This is a genomic window from Actinosynnema sp. NPDC037264 (assembly GCF_055603705.1).
This window is the reverse complement of the sequence record NZ_JBVJVK010000030.1, coordinates 72,625-96,804: the sequence shown is the minus strand read 5'-3', so window position 1 is coordinate 96,804 and position 24,180 is coordinate 72,625. Positions and strand designations below refer to the sequence as shown.

The window sequence follows — 24,180 nt, the reverse complement described above, 5'->3', positions numbered from 1 at the left end:
TTCCGTGCTCGTGGTGGTCCCGGCAGGATTCGAACCTGCGTGTCCGCCTTGCGGAGACGGCGCGTCTGCCTCTGCGCTACGGGACCGGACAGCCTGCCCGGGCGGCCGGATTCGAACCGGCGTGACCCGCACTGCCAGTGCGGAGCGCCTGCCTCTGCGCTACGACCCGGGCATTGGGCGGCATCTTATCGCCGCGCGACACCGAACCGTCCCCCGACGGCGAGCCGGCCGTCAGCGGAGGAGGTCTTCCAGGGCGGTGACGGCGTGCGCGACGCCGTTCTCCGCCCGCACGAGCCCGCCGATCCGGTCCGCTCGACGGCGGAGTTCCTGGTCGTTCACCGCGGTGGTGATGGCCTCGGCGAGCGTGTCGGCGGTGAGCCGTTGTTGCCGCACCGGCGGCGGTGCGACGCCGATCGCGTACGCCCGCTGCGCCCAGTGCGGTTGGTCGGCCACGAACGGGCACACCACCTGCGGCACACCGGCGGCCAACGCGGCGCCGGTGGTGCCGCCGCCCCCGTGGTGCACGACGGCGGCCACGCGCGGGAACAGCACGTCGTGCGGCGCCTGGTCGATGACGAACACGTCGGTCGACCCGGTGGAGGCGAGACCTCCCCACCCGGTGGCCAGCACCGCGCGCACGCCCGCCCGGCGCACCGCGTCGACCACGGTGCGGCCGGTGCGTTCGGCGTCACGGCCGGCCATGCTGCCGAACCCCAGGTAGACCGGCGGGGATCCGTCGGCGAGGAACCGCGCCAACGCCTCCGGTGGCGACCAGGGTCTGCTGGGCAGGAACCAGAACCCGGTGGTGCGCACCCGCGCGGGCCAGTCCGGGTCGACCGGCGTGACCAGCGGGCTGAACGCCTGCAACACCGACCGGTGGCCTCCGTCGGGTGCGTGCAGCAGGTCGTGGCCGTTCCGCCGGCGGGACAGGCCGAGTTCCCCGACCCGCCAGCGGTCGACGGTGCCGGCGAAGGCGCGCAGGGTCGCGGAGACGGTCAGGTACGTGGCGCGGTTGAGGGCCTTGGGCAGGCGCGGCAGGGGCACCATCGGGCACGGGAACAGGCTCGTCGGCACCCAGCCCGGCTGCAGGGCGGCCACGGCGGCGGGCACGTCGAGCATCTCGGCGACGTGCTGGGCGGGCACGGACGGCGTGTGCACCACGACGTCGGCACGGGAGCCGCGGGCGACGTCGCCGAGGTCGTGCAGCACCCGCGCCATCAGCGGTTTGATGCGGCGCGCGGTGCGCACGGCGGTGATCTTGCCCCGCAGGCCCCGGTAGCCGCCCTCGACCGCCTGCTTCACCACCGGGTCGTCCACGAGCCGGTTCGGCCCCTCGTCCAGGGCGGCGAACTCCACCTCGTGCTCGGCGGCGGTCGCGGCGAACGACCCCGGCGCGGCCAGCAGCGCCTCGTGGCCGGCGCGACGCAGCGCCACGGCGAGGGCCAGCATCGGCTGCACGTCGCCGCGCGTGCCGTGGGTGACCAGCAACGCCCTCATCGTCCGCCCCCGTCCAGCTCGGTGAACGCGGTCAGCCAGCGGTCGTCGGTGAACACTCCCCTGGTGAGCATCTCCAGCCCGGCGCGTGCGCCCCGGGTGGCCGTGGCGGGTTCGGCCGGGTCACCGCCCAACAGGCGCCCGACCTGTTCGCCGAGCACGAGCGGCGCGAGCTGCCAGGCCACGTAGACCACCGCGCGTGCCCGCGCGTCGCCGGTGGGCCGGACCTGGCCGGCCGCCTCGCCGCCGGCCAGCCACTTCTCGGTGCGGTCGACGATCGTCGTGAACAGCGCCGTCGCGCTCTCGGCGCCGTCGAGCAGCGCGCGGGCCAGGTAACGGCGGACCGGGGTGGCCGCGGCGAGCAGGTCGGCCAGCGCCGTGACGTCGAGGTCGTCGTCGACGTCCATGGCCGCCAGCACGTGCTCGTCGCACGCCCTCCGCAGTCCCTCCTTGGAACCGAAGTGGTGCACGACCAGGGCGGGCGACACGCCGGCGTCGGCGGCGATGGCCCGCACCGAGGCGCCCGCGATGCCGTCGGCGCCGAACCGGGCCAGCGCCGCGTCGCGGATGCGGGCGCGGGCGGTGAAGTCGGACGTGACTGAACGCATGTACAGAGTATTGAACAGATGTTCAGCCCGGCGCACGTCCTTTGACGCGATCTTGACGCCGGACACCGCCGGGGACCGTGATCCCTCCTCCCCGACCGACCAGCCAGAGCGCCGGGTTCAGCCGGCGTCCGGATTCGCGGTCCTCAGTGGACGGATCACCAGGGTGACCGTGACGCCGACCAGTGCCACCGCACCGCCGACCACCAGGTCGTTGACCGTCGCGGCCGTGGGGTCGACCTGGTCGCGGTAGCCGATCAGCCACGGTGCGGCGGCGAGCCACGCGCCCGCCGCGACCAGCACCGGACCGGACCACCTCGCGTCCGCGGGAGCCATCGCGCCGGTCAGCGCGACCACCACGACGACGATCCCGGTGACGACCTCGTTGCCGTGGCCGGTGAACCAGGTCCCGACGACGCCGTAACCCAGTGCGAACGGCGACACGACCAGCCACAGCCCGAGCAGGAACGCACCCGAGCTCAGCCGGGCGGCGATCGCGTAGCGGCGCGGCGTCCGCGGCGGTGGGGCGCCGACGACGCGGAACGAGTGGTCGAGTTCGTGGTCGATGGCGACCTCCTGGTGCGGGATTGCGGTCGGCGTGCCCGACCGGGCCGTGCGGACGGGGTCAGTCGGCGAACCGCACCTTGGCCCACACGGTCGTGCTCGCCGCCGCCCAGACGACACCCCACTGCTCGACCAGGCCGTCCACGATCAGCAGCCCGGCGCCGAGGGACCACGGCGCGCTGTGCCGGGGCGCGTGGTCGCGGACGCGGATCGTCAGCGTGTCGGTCCACTCGTCCGTCGTCAGCTCCAGCACGTAGGGCGGCTCGCCGTGGCGCCGGGCGTTGTCCAGCAGCTCGCCGACGACCACACCCACCCGCCGGGCGTCCTGGCCGGGCCGACCGCCGACGCGCTCCCGCAACCACGACGCGACCTCGGGCGCCGGCGGGGAGTCGTGGTCCTCCATGACCAGGGCGACGGTGTCGTGGCCGCGTGCCGGATCACGGGGTTGACGCTCGAAGTACACGTTCCAGCATCCCGTGAACCGGCCTCGGCGAACCTGACGATCGCCTTTCGGTCGCGGGTGCGCCGGGTTCACGCCGCGCAGTGCACGCACGAGTGCGGCCCGATCGCGCGGTCGCGGCCACTCCACCCGTCCGCGACCGCGTGGGTCCACAGCAGCCGCCAGACCGCGTGCGGCCGGCCGCCGTCGTAGGACCGACCGCAGTGGTCGCAGATCAGCAGGAGTGCGGCGGAATCGTGCTCGGCCGGAATCGCGGTCACGCTGCCGGAGCTCGACTTTCTCAGCGGGGGCGGGGAGGCGGGCGTCGGCCGCCGCGTTGCGGCCGACGCCCGGTCGTGCACAGGAATCGTCGTCGACGAGCGTGTACCACTGTGGCCGAGAACGGCGCGGGTGAACCTTGCGTTCGGCTTGCGATCCCCGCACGCGCCGAGCTGTCCGTCGCCGACCCGACCCCCCGACCCCTGATGTGAAGATTTGTCAGCTACTCGTCAGGTCAGCCACCAGCCACCCGCCCGCAGGATGGACGACATCCCCGAGACGGAACCGGAGCAGCCCGTGGTCGACGACGTCCCCCCGCAGACCTTCCGCCGCGCGATCAGCGCACGTCGGCCCATCGCGGTCGTGGGACGCGACCGCGCGGCGCGGAGGTGAGCATGGCGTTCGCGGAACGGACCAGGTCGGTGCCGGCGGACGCCGAGGCGGTGTTCGACCTCGTCACCGACCTGGAGAACCTGTCCGCGTGGCTGCCCGCCGGCGTCGAGGTCGAGCGGTACGGGCCCAACCTGGTCCGGCTGTGGCTCGGTGAGCAGAGCGTCGAGCGGCAGGTCGCGGTCGACTGGGACAAGCTGCGGATCGACTGGGGCGGCCGGTCGTCGCCCACGTGCTTCGGCACGCTGCGGGTCCTGCGCGTCGCACCGGGCCGCAGCGCCGTCACCGTCCGGCTGACCGGTCCCGACGGCTTCCCCGCGCCCCGCCTGGACGACTGGCTGGCCGACGCGCTCGAAGCGCTCGTCACGGCGGTCGGCGCGGAACGCGGGACCTCTCCGGCATTTCCCGGCTGCGCTCCCCCGCCGGCGGAACGGCTCGCCCGCACGGCGGACAGGCGCGGGGTGGCTGAAAAGTGGTCGACTCGCGTGGGTACCGCCCCCGCGAGTCGCCACACCATCATGCCCTGACCGGCGCCCGCCGGACCTGACGAACACCTGACGATCCTCTTCGGCCCCGCGGGCCGGACGAGGTCAGGCGGTCAGCCGACGAGCCACCGCTGGACGGCGAGCCCGTTGCACGTCCACTGCTGCACCGGCGAACCTGCCGCCGTGCCCCAGTCCTTGTTGTCCAGGCACAGCCCGCTGTGCCGGTTGACCAGCGTGGTCGTGCCGTTGGTCGTCGTCAGCCGCCACTGCTGGACGGCGAGGCCGTTGCACGACCACTGCTGCACCGGCGAGCCCGCCGCCGTGCCCCAGTCCTTGTTGTCCAGGCACAGCCCGCTGTGGCCGTTGGCCACGGTGTAGTAGCCGTTGCCGACCGGGGTGAGGTACCAGTCCTGCACGGCGAGGTTGTTGCAGGTCCACTGCCGGACCTCCGCGCCCGGTGTGGTGACGAGGTTGTAGTCGTCCAGGCAGAGGGCGCTGTGCTCGTTGCGGATCCGCACGCGCGTACCGCCGCCGGTCTCGCCGGACGGCCCCTGGAGCACGGTGGACGTGGAGACCGGCACGCCGAGGTTCGGCGTGCCGTCGGCGTTCCAGGAGATCTTCTGCACCCGCGTCGTGCGCGTCTTGCCGCAGCCCTGGGACGCCGAGTCGTTGGCGTGGTAGGCGATCCAGGTCTCGGCGCCGTCCGGCGAGGTGAAGAACGAGTGGTGACCGGGGCCGTAGACGCCGGCGGCGTCGTTGCGCTGGAAGATCGGGTTCGCGAACTTCGTCCACGAGCTCTGCGCCAACGGGTCGCCACCGCGGTACTCCAGCATGCCCAGCTTGTAGTCGGCGGTGCCGCAGTAGCTCGCGGAGTAGGTCAGGAACGTCCGGCCGCCGCGCTGCAGGGCGAACGACCCCTCGTTGACCGGTTGCCCCTGCCGCTCCCACGCCAGGGTGGGCGCGGAGATGCGCGTGCCGTGCGTCGAGACCGTCGTCGGGCTGCTCATCGGCGCGATGTAGATCGACTGGAGGCCGTCGGCGTGGAAGGCCGAGTAGTGGAAGTACAGGGCTCCGTCGAGCTTGAGCACCGCGCCGTCGATCGCCCAGCCGTTGTTCGGCATCAGGTTGAGCACACCGCGATAGGTGTACGGGCCCGCCGGGTCGTTCGCGGCGCTCTCCAGCACGTGCGTGCGGCGCGACCCGTACCCGGACCGCGGTTCCACCGAGTAGTACAGGTACCAGCGGCTGCCGATCTGCTCCAGGTGCGGGGCCCACATCGTGCAGCAGCCCTCGTTCTGGGTCGCGGTGAAGATCCGCGTCTCCGGGGCGCTGCGCAGACCGGCGATCGTGGACGACCGCCGCATCAGGATGTCGGAGGTCCACGTCGTGGCGACGTAGTAGTACTGGCCGTTGTGCTGCACCAGTGTCGGGTCGGCGCTGTTGGGCGCGGGCACGACCGGGTTGGTGAACGACGGGCCGGGCGCGGCGTCGGCGCGGTCCTGGACCACCAGGATCACGGACAGCGCGGCGACCAGGGCGACGGCGAGCGACAGGGCTCGCCGGCCCGCACCACGCCGATGGGCAAGCAGCATGAGAACTCCTGGGTCGGCAGGTCCGGCGAGGTCCTGACAGGACAGTTCGGGCCCGGGTGACAGCCCTCGGAGGGTTCGGACCCTGCGGTTGACGTGGAACCCTCCCGGCACCACTTCTGTTAGCGCTAACAACTACGCCACACGGTTGACCCCGCGAAGAGGGTCGTGACATGGCCGTGGACAGGCGCAGAGAGCAGGGGCTCCACCGGGAAGCCCGGTCGATCGGAACGGTCGAGAGCGTGCCGCAGCACCGTAGCGCAAGTTTTTCGTCGCGAGCAAGACCCGATCGTCGAGCCCGAATCGTCGTCGGTTAGCGCTCACAACATCACCGGTGGAGTCGACGGGCCGTCACCAAGGAGCCAGATCACGGCAGGCGAGCATCGTTAAAACGCTTTCAGCCATCGCCGCGACGCACGGGCACCACCAATCTCGCTGCTGACGAAGAGGTAGCCCGCTGCGACCGGATGTTGACAGCCGCTCCGGTCGCCTGGTTCGCTACCGGGCGAGGTAACCGTTTTCACGCGGTCGCCCGCACGCGCTGCCGTTCCCCGACGTGGAGGCACCGATGCCCCCAGTTCCTCGTCGCAGCTCCCTGGTGCGCAGCGCGCTCGCCGCCGGATCGACGCACACCGCCACAACCGAACTGTCCGATCGTCGGGGTGCGTGCCACACCCGACACGTCAAGGGACCATCATGAGACGACCGACAAAGACGTCCGCAGTCGTTGCCGTGACCGCAGTCCTGTCCGGTATCGCGGTGGCGGTGGTGTCCGCGCCCGCCGTGCACGCCGCGACGACCCGGTACGAGGCCGAGGCCTCACCCGCCACCTGTGACGGCGCCGTCGCCTCGAACCACTCCGGCTACTCCGGCTCCGGGTTCTGCGACTCCGACGGCGCGGTGGGCGCGTCCGCGCGGTTCACGGTCAACGCGACCACCGCCGGCGCCGCGACCCTCGCCATCCGGTACGCCAACGGCTCCTCCAACCGGCCGGCGGACATCAGCGTCAACGGCGCGGTGGTGCAGGCCGGCTCCGCGTTCGACGGCACCGGCGCGTGGAACACCTGGGCGACCAGGACGATCACCGTCCCGGTGACCGCGGGCGCGAACACCGTGCGGCTCGCCGCGACCACCACCGGTGGCCTGGCCAACATCGACTACCTCGACGTCACCACCACCGACGGCGGCTCCGACGGGGCCAGGCGGATGGAGAGCCTCGGCCGCGGCGTGGTGGCGGTGCGCTCCAGCAGCACCGAGGTACTCGTCAGCTGGCGGCTGCTGGGGCTCGACCCGACCGGCATCGGCTTCAACGTCTACCGGTCGACCGACGGCGGCGGCGAGGTCAAGCTCAACTCCTCCGTGCTGACCGGCGGCACCAACTTCACCGACTCGACGGCCGACGCCACCCGCGCCAACAGCTACCGGGTGCGCCCGGTGGTCAACGGCGCGGAGCAGGCGCCCAGCGGCGCGTTCACCCTGGCCGCCAACCGCGCGGTCGAGCCCGTCATCCGGGTGCCGCTGCGCGCCGGCGGCGCGGTGAAGTTCCTCTGGGTCGGCGACCTGGACGGCGACGGCGAGTACGACTACGTGCTCGACCGGCAGACCTCGCCGCAGAAGATCGAGGCCTACCGCCGTGACGGCCGGTTCCTCTGGCAGGTCGACATGGGACCCAACAGCACCAACCAGAACAACATCGAAGGCGGCTCCGCGACGATCGACGTCGGCCACAACGACGGCGTCACCGTCCAGGACCTCGACAGCGACGGCCGCGCCGAGGTCGCCGTCCGCATCGCCAACGGCGTCACCTTCGGCAACGGGACCAGGTTCACCAACAGCGACGACAACCGCCAGTTCATCGCCATCCTCGACGGCATGACCGGCGCTCCCCGCGCCACCGCGCCGGTGCCGACCGACTACCTGGCCGACGGCCCGATGTACGCGCGCTTCGGCGTCGGCTACCTCGACGGCGTCAACCCGAGCCTGGTGGCGTTCATGAAGAACCGGATCGGCAGCGGCGACTTCAACCTCATGTTCGCCGCCTGGCGGTTCACCGGCAACGCGCTCACCATGCAGTGGAAGTTCCTGCGCGGCAACCAGAACCTGCCCGACGGCCACAACACCCGCATCATCGACGTCGACGGCGACGGCAAGGACGAGATCGCCGAGATCGGGTTCGTGCTCAACGGCGACGGCCGCCTGCGCTACTCCCTCGGGCCGGCGGGCGTCGTGCACGGCGACCGCTTCCACATCGCCGACCTGGACCCGGGCCGTCCGGGGCTGGAGGGCTACGGCGTCCAGCAGGTCAACCCCAGCGGCCTGCGCGACTACTACTACGACGCCGCCAACGGCAACATCATCTGGCGCCACACCGAATCCGGCACCGCCGACGTGGGCCGCGGCATGGCGGGCGACATCGACCCACGCCACCCCGGCATGGAGGTCTGGGCCTTCTCCGGCCTGTACAACGCGCCGACCAACCGGCTCACCCAGTCGAGCACTTCGCTGCAGCCCTGGCCGCAGCTGGGCCTGTACTGGGACGGCGACACCACCATGGAACTGCTCAACGACGGCAAGTTCGAGAAGTGGAACCCGACCAGCCCCACCACCACCAACAGCGTCCCGCGCCTGCTCACGACCTCGCAGTACGGCGCGGTCGACGCGGCCCAGGGCAACTCGCCGGTCATCTACGGCGACATCCTCGGCGACTGGCGCGAGGAGGTCCTCTACACCAACGCCGCCTTCAACGAACTGATCATCTTCACCACCAACCGACCGAGCGGCACCAGGCTGTACACGCTCGCCCACAACCCCGCCTACCGCAACGCCATGACCCTCAAGGGCTACATGCAGTCGCACCACGTCGACTACTTCCTCGGCGCGAACATGGCCACGCCGCCCCGCCCGGCCATCACCTACCCGTCGAGGTAGGCACGTCCGCGTGAGGTGAACCGAGAAGCCGCCCGCCGCGGGCGTCCCAGAGGCGGCGGGCGGCTTCCGGTGGGATGCGCGGACCCGTGGGGCCCTCAGGAGTCCTACGCGGACGGCCGAGCGGGAATCGTCGCGGGGTCCTCCGAGTCACGCCGGGTGAGCACCAAGGGCTCGTCCTCGGTGATGGCGATCGTGTGCTCGGAGTGGGCCGTGCGCGAGCCGTCGGCCGAGCGGATCGTCCAGCCGTCCTCGTCGTAGACGATCCGGTCGGTGGTGCGGGTGAACCACGGTTCGAGCGCCAGGGTCAGCCCGGGCCGGAGCTTCAGGCCGCGACCCGCCCGGCCCTTGTTGGACACGTGCAGGTCCTCGTGCATGGTGCGGCCGATGCCGTGGCCGCCGAACTCGGTGTTGACCGGGTAGCCGTAGTCGCGGGCCACCGCCCAGATGGCCGCCGAGATGTCACCCAGGTGGTTGCCCGGCCGCGCCACCCGGATCGCCGCCTCCAACGCCTCCTCGGTGGCGCGGATGATCCGCAGGTCCTCCTCGGCGGCGGTGCCGACGATGACCGTGCGCGCCGAGTCGGCCACCCAGCCGTCGATGCCGACCGCGAGGTCCGCGCTGAGCACGTCACCGTCGCGCAGCGTGTAGTCGTGGGGCAGGCCGTGCAGCACGGCGTCGTTGACCGACAGGCAGATGACGTTGCGGAACGGACCGCTCCCGAAGGACGGCGAGTAGTCCCAGTAGCACGACTCGGCCCCACGCCGTTGGATCATGCCGCGCACGTGGTGCTCCAGGTCCAGCAGGTTGACGCCCACCTCGGCGAGCCGGCCGACCTCGGCGAGGACCTCGGCGACGAACCGCCCGGCCACGTGCATGCGTCGGATCTCCGCAGGCGTCTTCAACTCGATCACGGAATACCTCGCGCCCCAGTGTTGGTATAGTTATACCGTCACCGTAGCACTTGCCGGTATAACTATACCAACCCTATCCTGGGGACATGGTCCGCCAACCGCTCACCCCCGAGCAGCTCGAAGCCGGCCGACGCCTGGGCGCCCTGCTGCGCCGCGCGCGAGCGGAACGCGACGCGGCGGAGGTCGCGCACGCGGCCGGCATCTCGCCGGAGACGCTCCGCAAGATCGAGACCGGACGGCTGCCGTCACCCGGGTTCGGCACGATCGTCCGCCTCAGCGAGGCGCTCGACGTGCCGCTGCACGACCTGGCCGCCACCTGGCGCGGCGCCGACCAACCGTTGAAAGCCGTCTCGTAGCCGGCGGCGTCCTCCTAGCCGGCGTGGACGGCGGCCCGTGCCACCTGCCGCTGCCCGTCACGCAGGCCGGCGACCACCGTCCCCCACAGCACCGCCGCGCCGCCGAAGCCGGGCACCAGTCGCCACGCCCACTCCAGCCCCGCCGCGCCGAGCACGACGGTGAGCGCGGCCGTGCCGCAGAGCAGCGCGGCCAGCAGCAGGTACCGGTTGGCGCCGAACAGCTTCGCGAACGGCGCGAAGTGCGCGCCGACGGCGAACAGGACCCACGCCGGGGTCGCCTGGGCGAGGTCGAGGTGCGCCAGCAGCCGTGAGCCGGCGAAGATCCCGATCAGCATGAGCAGCACCGCGATGCCGTACCCCTTGCCGAACGGGCTGTCGGACCGGCCGCCGCCAGGGGGCAGCCCGCCGCCGGAGCGGCCGAAGTGGACCGCCCAACCGATCAGGCCGAGCACGATCGCGACACCCACCACCGCCAACGCCGTCGCGCCGCCCGTCACCGACCCGACGCCGGAGAACCACCACCCGCCGCCGAACCCGACACCGATCAGCGACGTGATCACCAACGTGATCACGTGACCCTTGGTGAACTGCTCGTCACTCATGCCGCCCCCACTGTCGCGATTGCCCGACACTTACCTACACGTCGAGAAATCGCTGGTCCCGAGCGGGGCACTGCTGCACATCCGCCAATGTGGACTTTGAATTCATTTCTGTCAACACTGAAGCTATTGAGACCGCTATCTCAGCGCAGGTATCGTCGATCGGACCGGTCCCGGAGCTATTGCGGGCGCACTGCCCTGATCCACAGGTGCCAAGGAACCGTGTCGTTGTCGACCTGCGGTTCCCGCAGCGCCTCGATGAGCAGACCGGAGTCCTCCAAGGCCGTGGTGTAGGCGCTCAGCGGGTGGTTCCACCCCTGGAACTTCATCGCCATCCCGTCCCGCACGACCTCCTCCTCGAAGCGGTGACGTCCGAAGTACGGGCGGTCGAGCACGAACACGCCGTCACGGCGGCTGCCGGTGTTGGTGATCGGGTGGGTGATCGCCAGGCACAGCCTGCCGCCCGGTTCGAGCACCCGGCCGATCTCGGCGACGGTGCCCGGCAGGTCGTCGACGTCCATCAGCACGCAGTAGGCGATGACGAGGTCGAAGCTGTCGTCCGGGAAGGGGAGGTCCGCCGAATCGGCGAGCAGGTACCGACCCTCGGGGTGGGCCTGTCGCGCGGCCTCCAGCAGGGTGGGCGAGGCGTCGATGCCGGTGACCCGGTGCCCGCGCTCGACGAGGTCGCGGGACACCCGGCCTTCGCCGCAGCCGAGGTCGAGGGTGGCCCGGCCGGCGGTCGGCACCAGCTCGAAGAACGCGTCGCGGTAGCGCCAATAGGAGTCGAAGCCGGGTTTGCGCACCCAGGCGGTCCAGTTCCGCGCCTGCGTCTCCCAGTCCTGCCCGGCCGCGGTCAACGCACTGTCGGTCATTGGCCGCAGCCTAGTTCGGACCGGGAACCCGGCAACCGACTTTCCACGGCCGCGTTCGCCGTGCCGGTCTCAGCCGCGTGTCGGGAGGCGGACGGTGAACACCGCGCCGCCCTCCCCCACCCCGGCGAGCGACGCCGACCCACCGTGCGCTTCCGCCACCGAGGCGACGATGGACAGGCCCAGTCCTGCCCCGCCGCGGCCGTCCACCCGTTCCGAGGTGCCCCGGTAGAACCGCTCGAACACGCGATCGCCGTGGTCCGCGGCGACACCGGGGCCGTCGTCGGCCACCTCCAGCACGGCCTGGTCACCGGCGACGTGCACCCGCACCACCGCCCGCGTGCCCACTGGCGTGTGCTGGGCGACGTTGGCCAGCAGGTTGGCCAGCACCTGGCGCAACCGGTCCTCGTCGCCCACCACCGCGACCGGCTCCGCGTCCACCTCGAAGACGTGCCCCGGTGACGCCGCACGGGCGTCGGCCACGGCTTCGGCCGCCAGGTCCGCCAGCCGCACCGGCCGCGCCTCCAGCGGTCGACCCTGGTCCAGGCGGGCGAGCAGGAGCAGCTCGTCGACCAGCACGCCCATCCGCTCGGCCTCCGACTCGATCCGGCGCAACGCCGTGGCCAGGTCGTCGAGCCGGGTCGCGGCGCCGAACCGGAACAGCTCGGCGTACCCGCGGATGGTGGCGATCGGCGTCCTCAGCTCGTGCGAGGCGTCCGCGACGAACCGCCGCAGCCGCTGCTCGGAGTCCTCACGCTCGCGGAACGCCGACTCCACCTGGCCGAGCATCGCGTTGAGCGCGGCGCCGAGCCTGCCCACCTCCGTGTCGGCACCCGCACCCTCGACCCGCCGGGCGAGGTCGCCGGAACCGATCGCCGCCGCGGTGTCGGAGATGTCCTCCAAGGGACGCAGACCGCGCCGCACCGCGCGCAGCGACAGCAGGGCCAGCCCGACCAGGGCGACCGCGCTGGTGATCACGGCGACGTTGGCGACCCGGGAGCTCAGCTCGGCGTAGTCCTCGGTGCGCATCGCGACGACCAGGACGTCGCCGCCCCCGGCCACCCTCGACGTGCGGACCAGCCAGTCGGGGTCGACCTCCGCGAACCGCCCGCCGTCGGGGTTCCCGGCGGTCACCGGACCCGGCCACAGCGCCGCCGGCAGCGGGTCCGCCAGGTCGGGCGCCCCGCCGACCGCCGCCGTGTCCCGCACCCGGCCGTCCGGGGTCCTGACCTGGAAGAACGACGGCACCTGGCCCTGCTCCGCCGCCGCACGCAGCGGCCCGTCGACCGCCGTCGGCCCGATGCCCGCGAGCACGTCCTCGCGGAACCGGTGGCCCACCGAGGCCAGCACGTCGTCGTTGACGTCACCCGACCAGTCCTGCAACGCGCCGAAGATCGCGCCGACCGACGCGCCGAGGGCGAGCACCAGCAGGCCCACCATGGTCAGCACGAGCCGGGTGCGCAGCGACATCAGGTGGACGAGCCCATCCGGGGCCACCCGTCCGGGACCCGCAGGACGTAGCCGACCCTGGGCACGGTGTGGATCAGCGGCGGTTCGAAGGCGTCGACCTTGCGCCGCAGGTAGGAGATGTAGGTCTGCACGACCCCGTCGTTGCCGTTGAAGTCGTACTCCCAGACGTGGTCGAGGAGCTGCCGCTTGGACAGCACCCGCCCGGCGTTGGCCGCCAGGTACCGCAGGAGCTTGAACTCGGTCGGGGTCAGGTCGACCGGCTCGCCGTGCCGGCGCACGCGGTGCGCGTCCTCGTCGACCTCCAGGTCGGCGAACCGCAGCACGGCCCCGCCGCGCGCGTCCGGGCTCGTCCGCCGCAGCACGGTCTGGACCCGCACGACCAGCTCCTCCAGGCTGAACGGCTTGGTGACGTAGTCGTCGCCGCCCGCGGTCAGGCCCGTGATCTTGTCCTCGGTGGCGTCCCGGGCGGTGAGGAACACCACGGGCGCCCGGACGCCGTCGCGGCGCAGCCGGCGGCACAGGTCGATGCCCGAGGTGTCGGGCAGCACCACGTCGAGCACGATGAGGTCCGGCCCGAACGTGCCGACCCGGCTCAGGGCCTCGCCGCCGGAGTTCACCGTCGCGGTCTCGAAACCCTTGTAGCGCAGGGCCGTCGCCACCAGGTCGGCGAGGTAGCGCTCGTCGTCGACGACCAGGACTCGGGTCGATCTGTCGGTCACGCGCACAGTGTGCCGCAGCGCCGGCGCGTGATCCGGTTTTGACAGAGAACTCCCAGGACGGTCGCAGCGGCCCGGAAGATCCGCCTGGTGACCTGGTCGCCATGGAAAACCTGTCCAGGTTCGTGTTGGGCCGCAAGCGCCTGGTCGGCGTGCTGACCGCGGCCCTGCTGCTCGCCGGCGGCGCGGCGATCGCGCTGGTGCTGCCCTCGGTGTCCGAACGCAACGCCTACCCCGGTCTGCCCGGCTACGAGGCGAACCAGCGGATCGCCTCCACCTACGGCACGGGCGGCTACGAGCGCCCGTTCGTCCCGGTGATCACGCTCCCGGAAGGCACGACGGTCTCCTCGCCGGGCGTGCGAGCCGCGTTGGGCGAGGCGTTCGACGCCGTCGCCGCGGCGACGCACGCCCGGGTCGTGTCCTTCGCCGACACCGGCGACCCGGTGTTCGTCGGCGACGGTGGTCGCACCACGTTCGGGCTGGTGTTCGGCGGACCCGTGGAGCAGGGCGGGCTGCCGGGCAGCGCCCTCGGCGAGGGCTCCGACCTCGACGCGGCGATCGCCGAGGCCCTGCGGCCGGAGTTGCCGGCCGGCGCCGAGCTGCACGTCACGGGCCTGGACGCGCTGGCGACCGGAGCCGACGCGGGCGGGCTGAACGTGCCCGTCAAGCTGCTGGTCACCATCGCGGCCGCCGTCGCGGTGCTGGCCTGGGTGTTCCGGTCCGCGCTCGCCTTCGTGCCGCTGGTGACGGCGTTCGTCGCGGTGCCGGTGTCGTTCGTGGGCCTGCTGGTGGCGAGCGCCTTCATCGACGTGCACGAGACGACGCTGATCATGCTGCCGCTGTTCGGGATCGGCATCGCCGTCGACTACGCGCTGATCCTGGTGACCCGGTGGCGCGAGGAGCGGGCGCGGGGCGTTGAGGGTGACGCCGCGGTGCACCGCGCGATGGCCACCGCCGGCCACGCGATCGTGTTCAGCGGCGGCGCGGTGGCCATCGGTCTGATCACCATGATCGTGCTGCCGATCCCGCTGCTGCGCAGCCTCGGCGTCGGCGGCACGCTGGTCACCGCCGCGTCCGCGCTGGTCACGCTGACCCTGGTGCCGCTGGTGCTGTCGTCGGCGGGACGTCGGCTCGACCGGGTCGACCGGCGCGAGGAGCCGGCCGGCCGCTGGTGGGCGTCGTGGGCGCGGGGCGTGGTGCGGTTCCGCGTGGTCGCCGTCGTGCTGGCGGGCGGCGTGCCGGCCGCGCTCGCGCTGGTCGCAACGGATCTCAACCTCAAGGTGCCGGAAACGGCGAACCTGGCCCGGTCCGGTCCCGCGAGGGACGGGCTGTCGGCGCTGCGGGACGCGGGCATCCCGTCCGGGACGCTCACCTCGTTCGACGTGTTCGTCCCCGCGGGCACGTCCGCCGCGGACGTGGTGGCTCGGCTGCGCGACGTCCCCGGCGTGCACGGCGCGGTGACCGCCGCCGACCCGGCCTGGCAGCGGGACGGATCGGCCCTGGTGACGGTGATCCCGGCGGACGAGGGCGGCACCACCGCCGGTGAGCGGACCATCGAGCGCGTGGTCGACGCCGTGCCGCACGGGACCCTGGTCGGCGGCAACGTCACCCAGCAGGTGGACTACGTGGACGTCACCTACACCGCGTTCCCGTGGATGCTGGCCCTGCTGTCGGTGGCGACCTACGTCATGCTGGCCCGCGCGTTCCGGTCTCTGCTGCTGCCGTTGAAGGCGATCCTGCTCAACCTGCTGTCGCTGGGCGCGGTGCTCGGCGCGATGGTGCTGCTGTGGCAGTGGGGGTGGGGCACCGAGGCGCTGCTGGGTCTCCGGCCGGACGGCGCGATCGGGACGTTCGTGCCGATCACCGTCTTCGCGTTCCTCTACGGGCTGTCGACGGACTACGAGGTGTTCATCATCGCGAGGATGCGCGAGGAGTACGACCGCACCGGCGACACCACGACCGCCGTGGTGCACGGGGTCCGGCGCACCGGGCGCCTGGTGACGTGCGCGGCGCTGATCCTGTTCCTGTCGTTCGCCTCGATGGCGTTCGGCGGTGAGCTGGACGTGGCCGTCTTCTCGTCGGGTGTGGCGCTGGGCATCGTCCTGGACGCGACGCTGATCAGGTCGGTGCTGGTGCCCGCGGCGGTGGCGGTGATGGGGCGGTGGAACTGGTGGCTGCCAACGTGGGCAGCCCGCGTGCTGCGCGTGCCGGCGTCGCCGCTGCGCGAGGACCGCCTCCTCGGCGACCCGGCGTGACCCCCGGTGGTGCGTCCGCCGGTGATCACCTGCACTATCGGGGCATGCGCAGCTCACTGTTCAACCACGCCGAGCGGTCCGTCGAGCCCGGCAGCTTCCAGTTGCAGAACGACCGCATGCTCAAGGTGGACCTCACCGGCAGCGGCGGGTTCTTCTTCGCCAAGCAGGGGTCGATGGTCGCCTACCAGGGCGACGTCGACTTCGCCTACGAGGGCAGCGGCGGTCTCGGCAAGCTGTTCAAGAAGGCCTTCACCGGTGAGGGCATGTCGTTGATGAAGGTGTCCGGCAGCGGGGACGTGTTCCTCGCCCAGGACGCCGACGAGGTGTTCGTGCTCTACCTGGAGGACGAGGGCGTCACCGTCAACGGCCGGAACGTGCTCGCGTTCGAGAGCACGCTCACGTGGGACATCAACCGCGTCGAAGGCGCGTCGATGCTCAGCGGCGGCCTGTTCAACACGACGTTCACCGGCACCGGCGCGCTCGCCGTCACCGCCTTCGGCACGCCGGTCGTGCTGAACGTGGACGTGCCGACGTACGTCGACATGCAGTCCTCCGTCCTGTGGTCCACCTCGTTGCAGTCCTCGATCCGCAAGACCGCCAAGCTCGGCGCCGCCATCGGGCGCGGCTCGGGTGAGGCGTACCAGCTCGCGCTGTCCGGCCAGGGCATCGTCGTCGTGCAGGCGTCGGAAGGCCACCCGACCCCGCCCAAGCAGTGACGCGCACCGGGGCCGGGTCGTGCTCACGCCCGGCCGCGGGTCCTCTGTGGACGATGTCCGCGACGCCGTGGGGATCGCACTCGTAGCGCGACGTCCGGCGCGAGTCGTGGTGCCGACGGCGACACCGTGACCGTCACCGAACGGCGATGACCGACAACCGATCGAAGGACACCGGCCCTCAGAGCCGCCGGGCGCGGAGCACGCCGGTCTGCATGGGCAGGGTGAACCCGCCCCGGCCGGTTTCCGGTCGGCTCGCGAGGAAGGCCCGGATCGCGCCGAGCGTGGCGTCGCGGTCCCGTTCCGGCATGACGAGCATCCCGGCGCGGGTCGCGAGCGTCGCGACGAGGGAGTCGGCGGTGCGGCGCTGCCCGTGCGGGAACTCGACCTGCTCCGGTGAGCCGAACCGGGCGGCCCCGGTCTCCGGAAGGTGCAGGCCCGCCGTCGCCGCGCGCCAACTGATCACCGTGTCACGCGGACCGACCGCCGCGCTCCCGGCGACCCGCGTGAGTCCCGCGACCCAGTCGACCCGGTCGTCCAGCACGTTCCACAGGCCGGCCGGCACACCGCCGGGCGCGAGCACCCTGGCCATCTCCGGCCCCGCCACGGCGAGGTCGAACCAGTGCAGGGCGTTGCCGGCCAGGACCGCGTCGACGGACGCGTCCCGCAGGGGGATCGCCTCCGCGCTACCCGCCAGGGCACGGACGCCCGGCAACGCGCGGCGCAACTCGGTCAACATCGCCGGGTCGGGCTCGACCGCGACGACGTCGGCACCCGACGCGAGCAGCGTGGCCGTCAGCTTGCCGGTGCCGGCGCCGAGGTCGAGCACCCGCCGGCCGGGCGAGAACTCCACCGCCCACCGCACCGCGGCCCGCGCGTAGTCCGGGCGGTGCTCGGCGTACGCGGCCGCCGCCGTGCCGAACGACGAGCCGAGCAGGCCCCGCTCTCCCACTGCCCCACCCCCGCCGACGTGCCCCCGGTTAGACCGCTTCCAGGACGAAGAACAGGAAGCTCAGGAACGCCCCGGAGGGGAACTTCGCCAGCTCGTCGGGGAACAGCTCGCGGGCTTCCGGCGCCGGGTGCGGTTCGCTGATGACGGCGGTGCGGAAGCCGGCCGCGGTGAAGGCGTCGGTCATCGCGTGCAGCGGCCGGTGCCAGTAGGTGAGCACGGCCGGCTGACCGTTGAAGCTGTGCTCGCTGGACCACTTGCTGGTCGCGAAGTAGTCGGCCGCGGGATCCACCAGTTTGACGAGGAGGGGGTGGTTGACGACCACGACCAGCCGCCCGCCGGGCTCCAGCACGCGCCGCAGCTCGGCCAGCGGTCCGGTCCAGTCCTCCAGGTAGTGCAGCACCAGGGCCGCGACGACGTCGTCGAACGCGGCGTCGGGGTACGGCAGCGGCGCGGCGATGTCGGCGACCCGGAGGTCCACGTCGTCGCCCAGTCGCCGCCGGGCGAGCTCCACCATCTTGGCGCTGCGGTCGAAACCGGACACGACGGCGCCGCGGTCGCGCAGCGCCGCGGTCACCGTGCCGGAGCCGCAGCCGGCGTCGAGGATCCGCCGCCCGGCCACGTCCCCGACCAGGTCGAGGACCGCGGGCAGGGTGTAGTAGGCGTTGAGGAGGCTGGTCTCGTTCTCCGCCGCGTACGCCTCGGCGAAGCCGTCGTAGTCGTTCTCCACGGCCACGCCGGCGGAGCTCTCGAGATTGGCAGGCATGGACCCATACTGCCGGCGGTTCCCGACGACCCGCCCCACCCGGGACACCGCGCCGGCTAGAGGTACGAGACGAGCCTCTCGGCCAGCTCCACCGGGTGGCTGACCGGGACGCAGTGCGGCCCGTCGATCTCGTCGGGCTCCAGGCCGAGCCGCTCGCGCGCGACCCGCCGTTGGAACTCCGGCGGGAAGAACCGGTCGTCCCGGCACAGCAGCACGCGGGTGGGCACGTCCGGCAGCGCGTCGAGCGGCCAAGGCTCGGAGGACTCCGCGCTGACCTGCGATCGGCCGTGCGCCTGGGCCCGCGCCACGACGTCGGCCGGGACGCCGTTGAAGAACACCTCGGTGTCGTCGAGGCCCTCGGGGTGCTCGAAGCCGGTGTTGTCCCACCAGTCGCCCGGCTTCTCCCCCGGCGCGGGCACCATCCCGGCGAGGAACACCAGGAGCCGCACGGGCAGCCGTGCGCACACCAGCGGTGCGGTGAAGCCACCGTAGGAGTGCCCCACCACCACGAGGTCCCGGCGTTCGCCGATGGCGTCCACGACGGTCTCGGTGAACTCGGCGAGCCCGGCCGCCGGGTCGTCGATGGGCAGGTCGGGGGCCACGACGTCGTGGCCGCGCACGCGCAGCTCGGGTTCGAGGCGCTCGAAGTCCCGACCGCTGCCGCCCCCGCCGTGGACCAACACGAAGGTGCTCATGGCCACACCCTGCCACCCCGGGTCGCCCTGCTCCGGAGAAGGGCGGCGCACCAGTGGAAGTGGCCGTCGCCGCCGTCGGCGGAGAACAGGTCGTAGGTGGTGAGGGCGTACACGGCCTGGTAGAGCGCGAGGGTCTCGACGGGGTGGCCGAGCTCGTCGGCGAACAGGCGGGTGAGGGTCGCGGTGTGGTGGTCGGCGTGGGGTCCGTACATGTCCCAGACGGCGGCGGTGACGGCGGCGTCGAACGCGGGATCGCCGGCGGTGGTGAAGAAGCCGAAGTCCAGGACGGCGGTGGGGCGGCCGGTGTCGTCCACGTGGATGTTGGGCGGGACGAGGTCGCCGTGGACGACGCTGACGGGTGGGTCGGGCAGGGCCGTGAGGGCGGCGAGGACCCGTGCCACCGTGGCGTGCAGGTCCGGGACGTGGGAGGCGAGCAGGTCGCCGTGGCGGCGGGCGGCACGGCGGACGAGGGCGGCGAGCGCGTCGGGGAACCGCGCGTGCCCCTGCCAGAGGGGGCGGTCGTCGCCCTGGACGGTGAGTTCGCGCATGGCCTCGGTGCCGGGCACGGTGGCGAGGCCGCGCAGGACCGTCAGCAGCGCGGTGGTCTCGGTGGCGGGCAGGTCGCGTTCGGCGGAGGTCATGACCGGGTCGGCGCGGAAGGGTGTCCCGGTCAGCTCCCGTTCGTAGGTGACGAGGACGCCGTCGTGGACCTCGGTGTCGAGGATCTCCGGCGTGGCGAAGGGCAGCCGGTGCCGGGCGACGTCGACGTAGACCCGACGCGTGAGGTCGAGGTCCGCCGGCGGCCGGCCGCTCCACACCTTGGCGACCAGACCCGCGTCGAGCCGGTAGACCGCGCCCTCGACCCCGGCGGCCAGCGGGCGCGGCGCGCGGTGGCCCCGGCGGACGAAGTGCGCGACCCACTCGTCGGTGTGACGCTGACGGTGTTCGACCATGACGGGAGTACACCCGCCCTCCCCCGTGCCCGCACCCGGATTTCACGGCCGACCAGTCGAGCCGCGGCAGCGCGAAGCCTCCCACGCCGAGCCGCCCACGACCCCGGCGGATCACTGCGGGTTGCGGCCCAGCCGGTCGCGGATCCCGTCGACCAGGCCGTAGGCGAGGGCCTCCTCCGCGGTGAACCACCTGCCCACGGCGGCATCCGCGGCGACCTGCTCGACGGGCTGACCGGTCTGCGCCGCGACGATGGCCGTCATCTCGTCGGTGGTCCGGGCGAGCATGTCGAGCTGCGCCGGGGTCGGGTCGGCCGGCCACGACGGCTTCATCATCATGATCTTGGCGTGCGGCAGCGCGTACCTCTTGCCCGGCGCGCCGTTCGACAGCAGGACCGCGGCGATGCCGGCGGCCAGTCCGGCGGCCCAGGTGACCACGTCGGGGCGGATGTGCCGCATCGTGTCGAAGATCGCCATGCCCGCGGTGACCCCGCCGCCCGGCGAGTTGAGGTAGAAGTGGATGTCCGCGGTCGGATCGGCCTGTTCCATGAGCAGGAGTTGGCCGACGACCTGGTCGGCCGCCGCGTCGTCGACCTCGGAGGTCAGCAGGACTATCCGTTCCCGCAGCAGTCGCTGAGCGCGGTCGACCACGCCGTGCCCGCTCACCACGGCTTCAAAGGGAAGATCATTCACCCACCTTAGGGAGCGACGGGCCACCGGCAGGACCTGTGACCTGAAGCTGTCACGCCCGGCAGAACACGCTGGTCGAGCACGGAGGGCTGCGGGACCGTCATCCCGCAGCCCTCCGTCCTCACGTGCCCGGTCAGCGCGCCGCGTGCTGCTCGGCCACCTCCGCGTCGGTCAGGGCGCGGTCCACGGCTCGGACCTCGTCGACCGCGCCGTGCCAGAAGTCGCCGCGGACGCCCGCGTACTTGGCGCGGCCGACGGCCAACGGTCCGGTGCTCACCTCGTCCGGCCCGATCGGGATCGCGGCCGCACGCACGCCGTCGACGTACAGGCGCGTCTCGCCCGCCGCCTCGTCACGCACGCCGACCAGGTGGTACCAGCGGCCGAGCTCCGGTGTGGCGGCCAGCGTGGCCCGCCGGCCGCCGGGCACGCTGAACGCCCACCGGCCCTGCCCGTACTGGAGGTAGAACGGGTTCTCCACGCGCCGGCCGTCCTGGCTGACGGCGGTGGCGTAGTTGCCGGGCAGCGAGTCCATCCGCACCCACGCCGACACCGAGTACGAGCCGGTGGTGTCGAGCACCGGTCCGGTGGTCTGGGCGTAGTCGCCGTTCCCGTCGAACGCCAGCGCCTGCCCGCGCACGCCGGCCGTCCACGCCGCGTCCCCGGTGAGGGACAACGGGTTCGGCGCGCCGCTCGTGTCGTCGCCGTTGCCGTCCAAGGACCAGGAGCCCTTGCCGTCGTACGTGCGCTCGGCCGCCGCGGCGCCGGCCGCGACCACCCGCCTGTTGATCTCACGCACCGGTCCCGGGTCGACCTTGATCTCCCGCCGGTCGTAGGTCCACAGGCCGTTCAGCTCGGTCTCCACGTCGGTGATCTGCGTGTAGACCGACCCGGACAGCTCCGCGCCGGCCGCGTCGAGGTAGAACGTCTCGGTGTTCGACACGTACTTCGCGGTCAACGCGGCCTTGTCGGGCACGCCGCTGTAGATCACGGCCGGCGCGCCGGGCCACTGGTGGCCGGGCGTGCGCAGGGTGAACCCGCCGTGCTCGCCGTCCATCGCGACGCGGGTGGCGTCCGGCCAGGCCGGGTCGGTGTTGTTGTAGTCGTGGTGGTCGATCACGTCACCCTTGCCCGAGTCGCCCTTCGACGCGCAGCAGTTGACGCCGCTGTGCGCGTTGACGACCCGGGACGGGTCCGCGGCCTTGACCGACTCGGTGATGCGGCCGGTCTCCTCCCGGTTCCACTCGCCCCAGCCCTCGTTGAACACGACCCAGCCGATGATGGCGGGCGAGTCGTGCAGCTGCTCCATCGCGCGCCTGCCCTCGGTCAGGAACGCCTGCTGCCCGGTCTCGTCGGTGACGTTGACGTTCACGAAGTCCTGCCACACCAACATGCCGAGCTGGTCGGCGTGGTAGTACCAGCGGGCGGGCTCGACCTTGATGTGCTTGCGCAGCGCGTTGAACCCGAGGTCCTTCTGGGCCTTGATGTCCCACGCCAGCGCCTCGTCGCTGGGCGCGGTGTTGAGGCCGTCGGGCCAGAAGCCCTGGTCCAGCATGGCCAGCGAGAACACCGGCTCGCCGTTGAGGACGAGCTTCGGGAAGCCGGCCACGGTGCGCACACCGATGGAACGCATGCCGAAGTAGCTCTCGACCTCGTCCTTGCTGCGACCGTCCTCCAGGGTCACGTCCAGGTCGTACAGGTACGGGTCGTCCGGGCTCCACAGGCGCGGGTTCGGCACCGGCAGGGTCAGGTCGGTGTTCGGCGCGCCGGTGACCGTGCCGACCTTCGTGCCCCGCTTGTCTCGGGCGGTGGCGGTGACCTTGGCGTTCGCCGAGGCCGTCGAGGACGACACGTGGACGGTGAGCGTGCCCTTGGTGATGTCCGGCGTGGTCTTCACGTCGTCGATCGCCTTGTCCGGCACGGGCTCCAGCCACACGGTCTGCCAGATGCCCGAGGACGGCGTGTAGACGATGCCGCCGGGGTTGCGGGACTGCTTGCCGATGGGCTGGTTGTCGCCGGTGGTGTCGGTGACGGCGACGATCAGCTCGTGCCTGCCGCCGCCGCGCAGGGCGTCGGTGATGTCGGCGGTGAACGCGGTGTAGCCGCCGGTGTGCTCGGCGACGAGCGTGCCGTCCACCCACACCCTGGCGTGGTGGTCGACCGCACCGAAGTTGAGCTTGAGCCGCTGGCCGCGGCCGACGCGCCAGTCGCGCGGCACCTCGAACTGGCGGCGGTAGAACATGTGGTCCTCGTGGCGTTCCAGCCCGGAGAGCTGGGACTCCACCGGGAACGGCACGGTGATCCGCTCGGGCAGCGCGCGGCCGAACGCGGGCTGCTGCCCGGCGGTGGCGGCGGAGAACTCCCACCGGCCGTTGAGGTTGAGCCACTCGTCGCGCTCCTGCTGGGGGCGCGGGTACTCGGGCAGCGGGTGGTCCTCGTCGAGTTCCTCGCCCCACTCGGTCAGCAGGCGTTGGGTGGAGGTGTTGGTCGCGCTGCGGATGATCCGCGGCACCGTTTCCGCGCCCACGACCAGGCCGCCGCTGCCGTCGTAGGTGACCCGGACGCGTTGCGGCTTCTGGATGGTCGCGCCGAGCTTCACGATCACCTTGGTGCGGTCGCGCCGGTCGACGGCGGCGGACTCGATCGGGAACGGCACGGTGTCGACCTCGACCTTGAGGTGCGACTTCAGGTCGCCGAGGGCGGTCACCGGCTGGTCGAAGGCCGCCTCCAGCCGCCGGCCGTCCGGTGACACGGTCAGGCCGACCGGGTAGACCGGGAAGTCGGCGGGCGGGAGGAACGCCGTTTCCGGCACCGGCTGCTTGGCCAGCGTCGGCGTCGACCAGCGCAGGCGCAGGTTCGCGCCGCCGACGTCCTGGAAGAGCTCCATCCGGAAGTCGTGCCGCTCGCCCGCGACGAGGTGGACCGGCGCGCTGTGCTGCTCGACGTCCCAGTCGCCGACCCAGTGGTCGATGACCGGCGCGCCGTCGAGGAACAGGCGGAAGCCGTTGTCGCCGATGGCGTGGAAGGTGTAGTCGCCGGTGGCGGGCGCGGTGAGGCTGCCGGTCCAGCGGGCCGTGGTGTGCTCGGTGCGGCCGGTGAGCTGCTGGAACGTGCCGGTCAGGTCGGCGAAGTCGACGTTCGGGTCGAGGGTGGCGCCGCCGGACTCGGCGAAGTCGCGGGCGCCGGGAGCGGACATCCGGAAGTACTCGCCCTTGAGGCCGTGCGCGGGCGGCGCGGCGGCGGTCGCGGTACCGGCGAGGACGGGGGTGAGCAGGAGTGCCAAGAGCAGGGCGGACAGCCGTCTGGCGGCACGGGGCATGTAACTCTCCTCGGGGCTCGACTATGAGGCCCATCACAAACGCCGTTCATCTATCCACAAACCCCCGCAGAAGACAACAAGAAGCCTCACAGTTGGGAGCGCTCCCACAGCGTCACCGCTCAATCCCACACAAAGGTCCGAACCATCGCGGA

23 protein-coding genes and 2 tRNA genes are annotated in these 24,180 nt (G+C 72.2%); 6 read left to right on the top strand and 19 right to left on the bottom strand.

What is annotated here, in order from left to right:
• Positions 1 to 11: 11 nt before the first annotated feature.
• The 7 genes from ACZ7GX_RS28080 to ACZ7GX_RS28050 form a co-directional block, all read right to left on the bottom strand.
• Positions 12 to 86 (bottom strand) — tRNA-Ala (locus ACZ7GX_RS28080).
• Between the two features lie 10 nt (positions 87 to 96).
• A tRNA-Ala gene (locus tag ACZ7GX_RS28075) sits at positions 97 to 170 on the bottom strand.
• Positions 171 to 231: 61 nt separating this feature from the next.
• On the bottom strand, positions 232 to 1,497 hold the full coding sequence (locus ACZ7GX_RS28070; protein WP_498780897.1) for a glycosyltransferase: 1,266 nt from the start codon (positions 1,495 to 1,497) through the stop codon (positions 232 to 234).
• Positions 1,494 to 2,102, bottom strand: a complete 609-nt coding sequence (locus ACZ7GX_RS28065) for a TetR/AcrR family transcriptional regulator (RefSeq protein ID WP_498780896.1) — start codon at positions 2,100 to 2,102, stop codon at positions 1,494 to 1,496. The genes ACZ7GX_RS28070 and ACZ7GX_RS28065 overlap by 4 nt, the downstream gene beginning before the upstream one ends.
• 117 nt (positions 2,103 to 2,219) lie before the next feature.
• Complete coding sequence (locus tag ACZ7GX_RS28060) at positions 2,220 to 2,783, bottom strand: SPW repeat domain-containing protein (RefSeq protein WP_498780895.1); 564 nt, start codon at positions 2,781 to 2,783, stop codon at positions 2,220 to 2,222.
• The gene (locus tag ACZ7GX_RS28055; protein WP_498780893.1) at positions 2,725 to 3,126 is read right to left on the bottom strand and encodes an ATP-binding protein; all 402 of its coding nucleotides are present in this window, start codon (positions 3,124 to 3,126) and stop codon (positions 2,725 to 2,727) included. Before ACZ7GX_RS28055 ends, ACZ7GX_RS28060 begins: the two co-directional genes overlap by 59 nt.
• A 68-nt stretch (positions 3,127 to 3,194) precedes the next feature.
• A complete protein-coding gene (locus tag ACZ7GX_RS28050) occupies positions 3,195 to 3,383 on the bottom strand; it encodes a hypothetical protein (protein ID WP_498780891.1) in 189 nt (62 codons plus the stop codon).
• 259 nt (positions 3,384 to 3,642) lie between these two features.
• Between ACZ7GX_RS28050 and ACZ7GX_RS28045 the strand changes: the two genes are divergently transcribed.
• Positions 3,643 to 3,774 carry a hypothetical protein gene (locus ACZ7GX_RS28045; RefSeq protein ID WP_498780889.1) on the top strand — a complete coding sequence of 44 codons (132 nt, stop codon included), beginning with the start codon at positions 3,643 to 3,645 and terminating at the stop codon, positions 3,772 to 3,774.
• 2 nt (positions 3,775 to 3,776) lie between these two features.
• Positions 3,777 to 4,298: an SRPBCC family protein gene (locus tag ACZ7GX_RS28040; RefSeq protein WP_498780888.1), complete on the top strand. Its 522-nt coding sequence runs from the start codon at positions 3,777 to 3,779 to the stop codon at positions 4,296 to 4,298.
• 71 nt (positions 4,299 to 4,369) lie between these two features.
• On the opposite strand, the gene ACZ7GX_RS28035 is transcribed toward ACZ7GX_RS28040, so the two are convergent.
• Positions 4,370 to 5,848, bottom strand: a complete 1,479-nt coding sequence (locus tag ACZ7GX_RS28035) for a family 43 glycosylhydrolase (protein ID WP_498780886.1) — start codon at positions 5,846 to 5,848, stop codon at positions 4,370 to 4,372.
• Between the two features lie 729 nt (positions 5,849 to 6,577).
• On the opposite strand from ACZ7GX_RS28035, the gene ACZ7GX_RS28030 reads away from it, so the two are divergent.
• Positions 6,578 to 8,773: a rhamnogalacturonan lyase family protein gene (locus tag ACZ7GX_RS28030; protein WP_498780885.1), complete on the top strand. Its 2,196-nt coding sequence runs from the start codon at positions 6,578 to 6,580 to the stop codon at positions 8,771 to 8,773.
• 104 nt (positions 8,774 to 8,877) lie between these two features.
• On the opposite strand, the gene map is transcribed toward ACZ7GX_RS28030, so the two are convergent.
• A complete protein-coding gene (gene map, locus ACZ7GX_RS28025; RefSeq protein ID WP_498780884.1) occupies positions 8,878 to 9,684 on the bottom strand; it encodes a type I methionyl aminopeptidase in 807 nt (268 codons plus the stop codon).
• A gap of 86 nt (positions 9,685 to 9,770) precedes the next feature.
• On the opposite strand from map, the gene ACZ7GX_RS28020 reads away from it, so the two are divergent.
• Entirely contained in the window at positions 9,771 to 10,040 is a 270-nt protein-coding gene (locus ACZ7GX_RS28020; protein WP_498780882.1) for a helix-turn-helix domain-containing protein, read from the top strand.
• Between the two features lie 14 nt (positions 10,041 to 10,054).
• On the opposite strand, the gene ACZ7GX_RS28015 is transcribed toward ACZ7GX_RS28020, so the two are convergent.
• From ACZ7GX_RS28015 to ACZ7GX_RS28000, 4 genes are all read right to left on the bottom strand, one after another.
• On the bottom strand, positions 10,055 to 10,642 hold the full coding sequence (locus ACZ7GX_RS28015; RefSeq protein ID WP_498780880.1) for a DUF7010 family protein: 588 nt from the start codon (positions 10,640 to 10,642) through the stop codon (positions 10,055 to 10,057).
• Between the two features lie 176 nt (positions 10,643 to 10,818).
• A complete protein-coding gene (locus tag ACZ7GX_RS28010; RefSeq protein ID WP_498780878.1) occupies positions 10,819 to 11,511 on the bottom strand; it encodes a class I SAM-dependent methyltransferase in 693 nt (230 codons plus the stop codon).
• Between the two features lie 69 nt (positions 11,512 to 11,580).
• Positions 11,581 to 12,978 carry a sensor histidine kinase gene (locus ACZ7GX_RS28005; RefSeq protein WP_498780876.1) on the bottom strand — a complete coding sequence of 466 codons (1,398 nt, stop codon included), beginning with the start codon at positions 12,976 to 12,978 and terminating at the stop codon, positions 11,581 to 11,583.
• On the bottom strand, positions 12,978 to 13,697 hold the full coding sequence (locus ACZ7GX_RS28000) for a response regulator transcription factor (protein WP_498780874.1): 720 nt from the start codon (positions 13,695 to 13,697) through the stop codon (positions 12,978 to 12,980). Before ACZ7GX_RS28000 ends, ACZ7GX_RS28005 begins: the two co-directional genes overlap by 1 nt.
• A gap of 101 nt (positions 13,698 to 13,798) precedes the next feature.
• On the opposite strand from ACZ7GX_RS28000, the gene ACZ7GX_RS27995 reads away from it, so the two are divergent.
• Complete coding sequence (locus tag ACZ7GX_RS27995; RefSeq protein WP_498780872.1) at positions 13,799 to 15,949, top strand: MMPL family transporter; 2,151 nt, start codon at positions 13,799 to 13,801, stop codon at positions 15,947 to 15,949.
• A gap of 44 nt (positions 15,950 to 15,993) precedes the next feature.
• Complete coding sequence (locus ACZ7GX_RS27990; RefSeq protein WP_498780870.1) at positions 15,994 to 16,665, top strand: AIM24 family protein; 672 nt, start codon at positions 15,994 to 15,996, stop codon at positions 16,663 to 16,665.
• Between the two features lie 178 nt (positions 16,666 to 16,843).
• Here the strand turns inward: ACZ7GX_RS27990 and ACZ7GX_RS27985 are convergent, their stop codons facing one another.
• The 6 genes from ACZ7GX_RS27985 to ACZ7GX_RS27960 form a co-directional block, all read right to left on the bottom strand.
• Entirely contained in the window at positions 16,844 to 17,614 is a 771-nt protein-coding gene (locus ACZ7GX_RS27985) for a class I SAM-dependent methyltransferase (protein ID WP_498780868.1), read from the bottom strand.
• A gap of 28 nt (positions 17,615 to 17,642) precedes the next feature.
• Positions 17,643 to 18,377 carry a class I SAM-dependent methyltransferase gene (locus ACZ7GX_RS27980; protein ID WP_498780867.1) on the bottom strand — a complete coding sequence of 245 codons (735 nt, stop codon included), beginning with the start codon at positions 18,375 to 18,377 and terminating at the stop codon, positions 17,643 to 17,645.
• Positions 18,378 to 18,433: 56 nt separating this feature from the next.
• Entirely contained in the window at positions 18,434 to 19,072 is a 639-nt protein-coding gene (locus ACZ7GX_RS27975) for an alpha/beta fold hydrolase (protein ID WP_498780865.1), read from the bottom strand.
• A complete protein-coding gene (locus ACZ7GX_RS27970; RefSeq protein ID WP_498780864.1) occupies positions 19,069 to 20,025 on the bottom strand; it encodes a phosphotransferase family protein in 957 nt (318 codons plus the stop codon). The genes ACZ7GX_RS27975 and ACZ7GX_RS27970 overlap by 4 nt, the downstream gene beginning before the upstream one ends.
• A gap of 111 nt (positions 20,026 to 20,136) precedes the next feature.
• On the bottom strand, positions 20,137 to 20,715 hold the full coding sequence (locus ACZ7GX_RS27965; RefSeq protein WP_498780862.1) for an ATP-dependent Clp protease proteolytic subunit: 579 nt from the start codon (positions 20,713 to 20,715) through the stop codon (positions 20,137 to 20,139).
• Between the two features lie 130 nt (positions 20,716 to 20,845).
• Positions 20,846 to 24,028: a LamG-like jellyroll fold domain-containing protein gene (locus tag ACZ7GX_RS27960; RefSeq protein WP_498780861.1), complete on the bottom strand. Its 3,183-nt coding sequence runs from the start codon at positions 24,026 to 24,028 to the stop codon at positions 20,846 to 20,848.
• Positions 24,029 to 24,180 lie beyond the last annotated feature (152 nt).

Excerpts from the sequence above, each read along its gene's own strand:
- ACZ7GX_RS28070 (WP_498780897.1), bottom strand. The coding sequence starts at position 1,497 with ATGAGGGCGTTGCTGGTCACCCACGGCACGCGCGGCGACGTGCAGCCG.
- ACZ7GX_RS28065 (WP_498780896.1), bottom strand. The coding sequence starts at position 2,102 with ATGCGTTCAGTCACGTCCGACTTCACCGCCCGCGCCCGCATCCGCGAC.
- ACZ7GX_RS28045 (WP_498780889.1), top strand. The coding sequence starts at position 3,643 with ATGGACGACATCCCCGAGACGGAACCGGAGCAGCCCGTGGTCGACGAC.
- ACZ7GX_RS28040 (WP_498780888.1), top strand. The coding sequence starts at position 3,777 with ATGGCGTTCGCGGAACGGACCAGGTCGGTGCCGGCGGACGCCGAGGCG.
- ACZ7GX_RS28035 (WP_498780886.1), bottom strand. The coding sequence starts at position 5,848 with ATGCTGCTTGCCCATCGGCGTGGTGCGGGCCGGCGAGCCCTGTCGCTC.
- ACZ7GX_RS28020 (WP_498780882.1), top strand. The coding sequence starts at position 9,771 with ATGGTCCGCCAACCGCTCACCCCCGAGCAGCTCGAAGCCGGCCGACGC.
- ACZ7GX_RS28015 (WP_498780880.1), bottom strand. The coding sequence starts at position 10,642 with ATGAGTGACGAGCAGTTCACCAAGGGTCACGTGATCACGTTGGTGATC.
- ACZ7GX_RS28010 (WP_498780878.1), bottom strand. The coding sequence starts at position 11,511 with ATGACCGACAGTGCGTTGACCGCGGCCGGGCAGGACTGGGAGACGCAG.
- ACZ7GX_RS28005 (WP_498780876.1), bottom strand. The coding sequence starts at position 12,978 with ATGTCGCTGCGCACCCGGCTCGTGCTGACCATGGTGGGCCTGCTGGTG.
- ACZ7GX_RS27995 (WP_498780872.1), top strand. The coding sequence starts at position 13,799 with ATGGAAAACCTGTCCAGGTTCGTGTTGGGCCGCAAGCGCCTGGTCGGC.
- ACZ7GX_RS27990 (WP_498780870.1), top strand. The coding sequence starts at position 15,994 with ATGCGCAGCTCACTGTTCAACCACGCCGAGCGGTCCGTCGAGCCCGGC.
- ACZ7GX_RS27980 (WP_498780867.1), bottom strand. The coding sequence starts at position 18,377 with ATGCCTGCCAATCTCGAGAGCTCCGCCGGCGTGGCCGTGGAGAACGAC.
- ACZ7GX_RS27975 (WP_498780865.1), bottom strand. The coding sequence starts at position 19,072 with ATGAGCACCTTCGTGTTGGTCCACGGCGGGGGCGGCAGCGGTCGGGAC.
- ACZ7GX_RS27970 (WP_498780864.1), bottom strand. The coding sequence starts at position 20,025 with ATGGTCGAACACCGTCAGCGTCACACCGACGAGTGGGTCGCGCACTTC.
- ACZ7GX_RS27960 (WP_498780861.1), bottom strand. The coding sequence starts at position 24,028 with ATGCCCCGTGCCGCCAGACGGCTGTCCGCCCTGCTCTTGGCACTCCTG.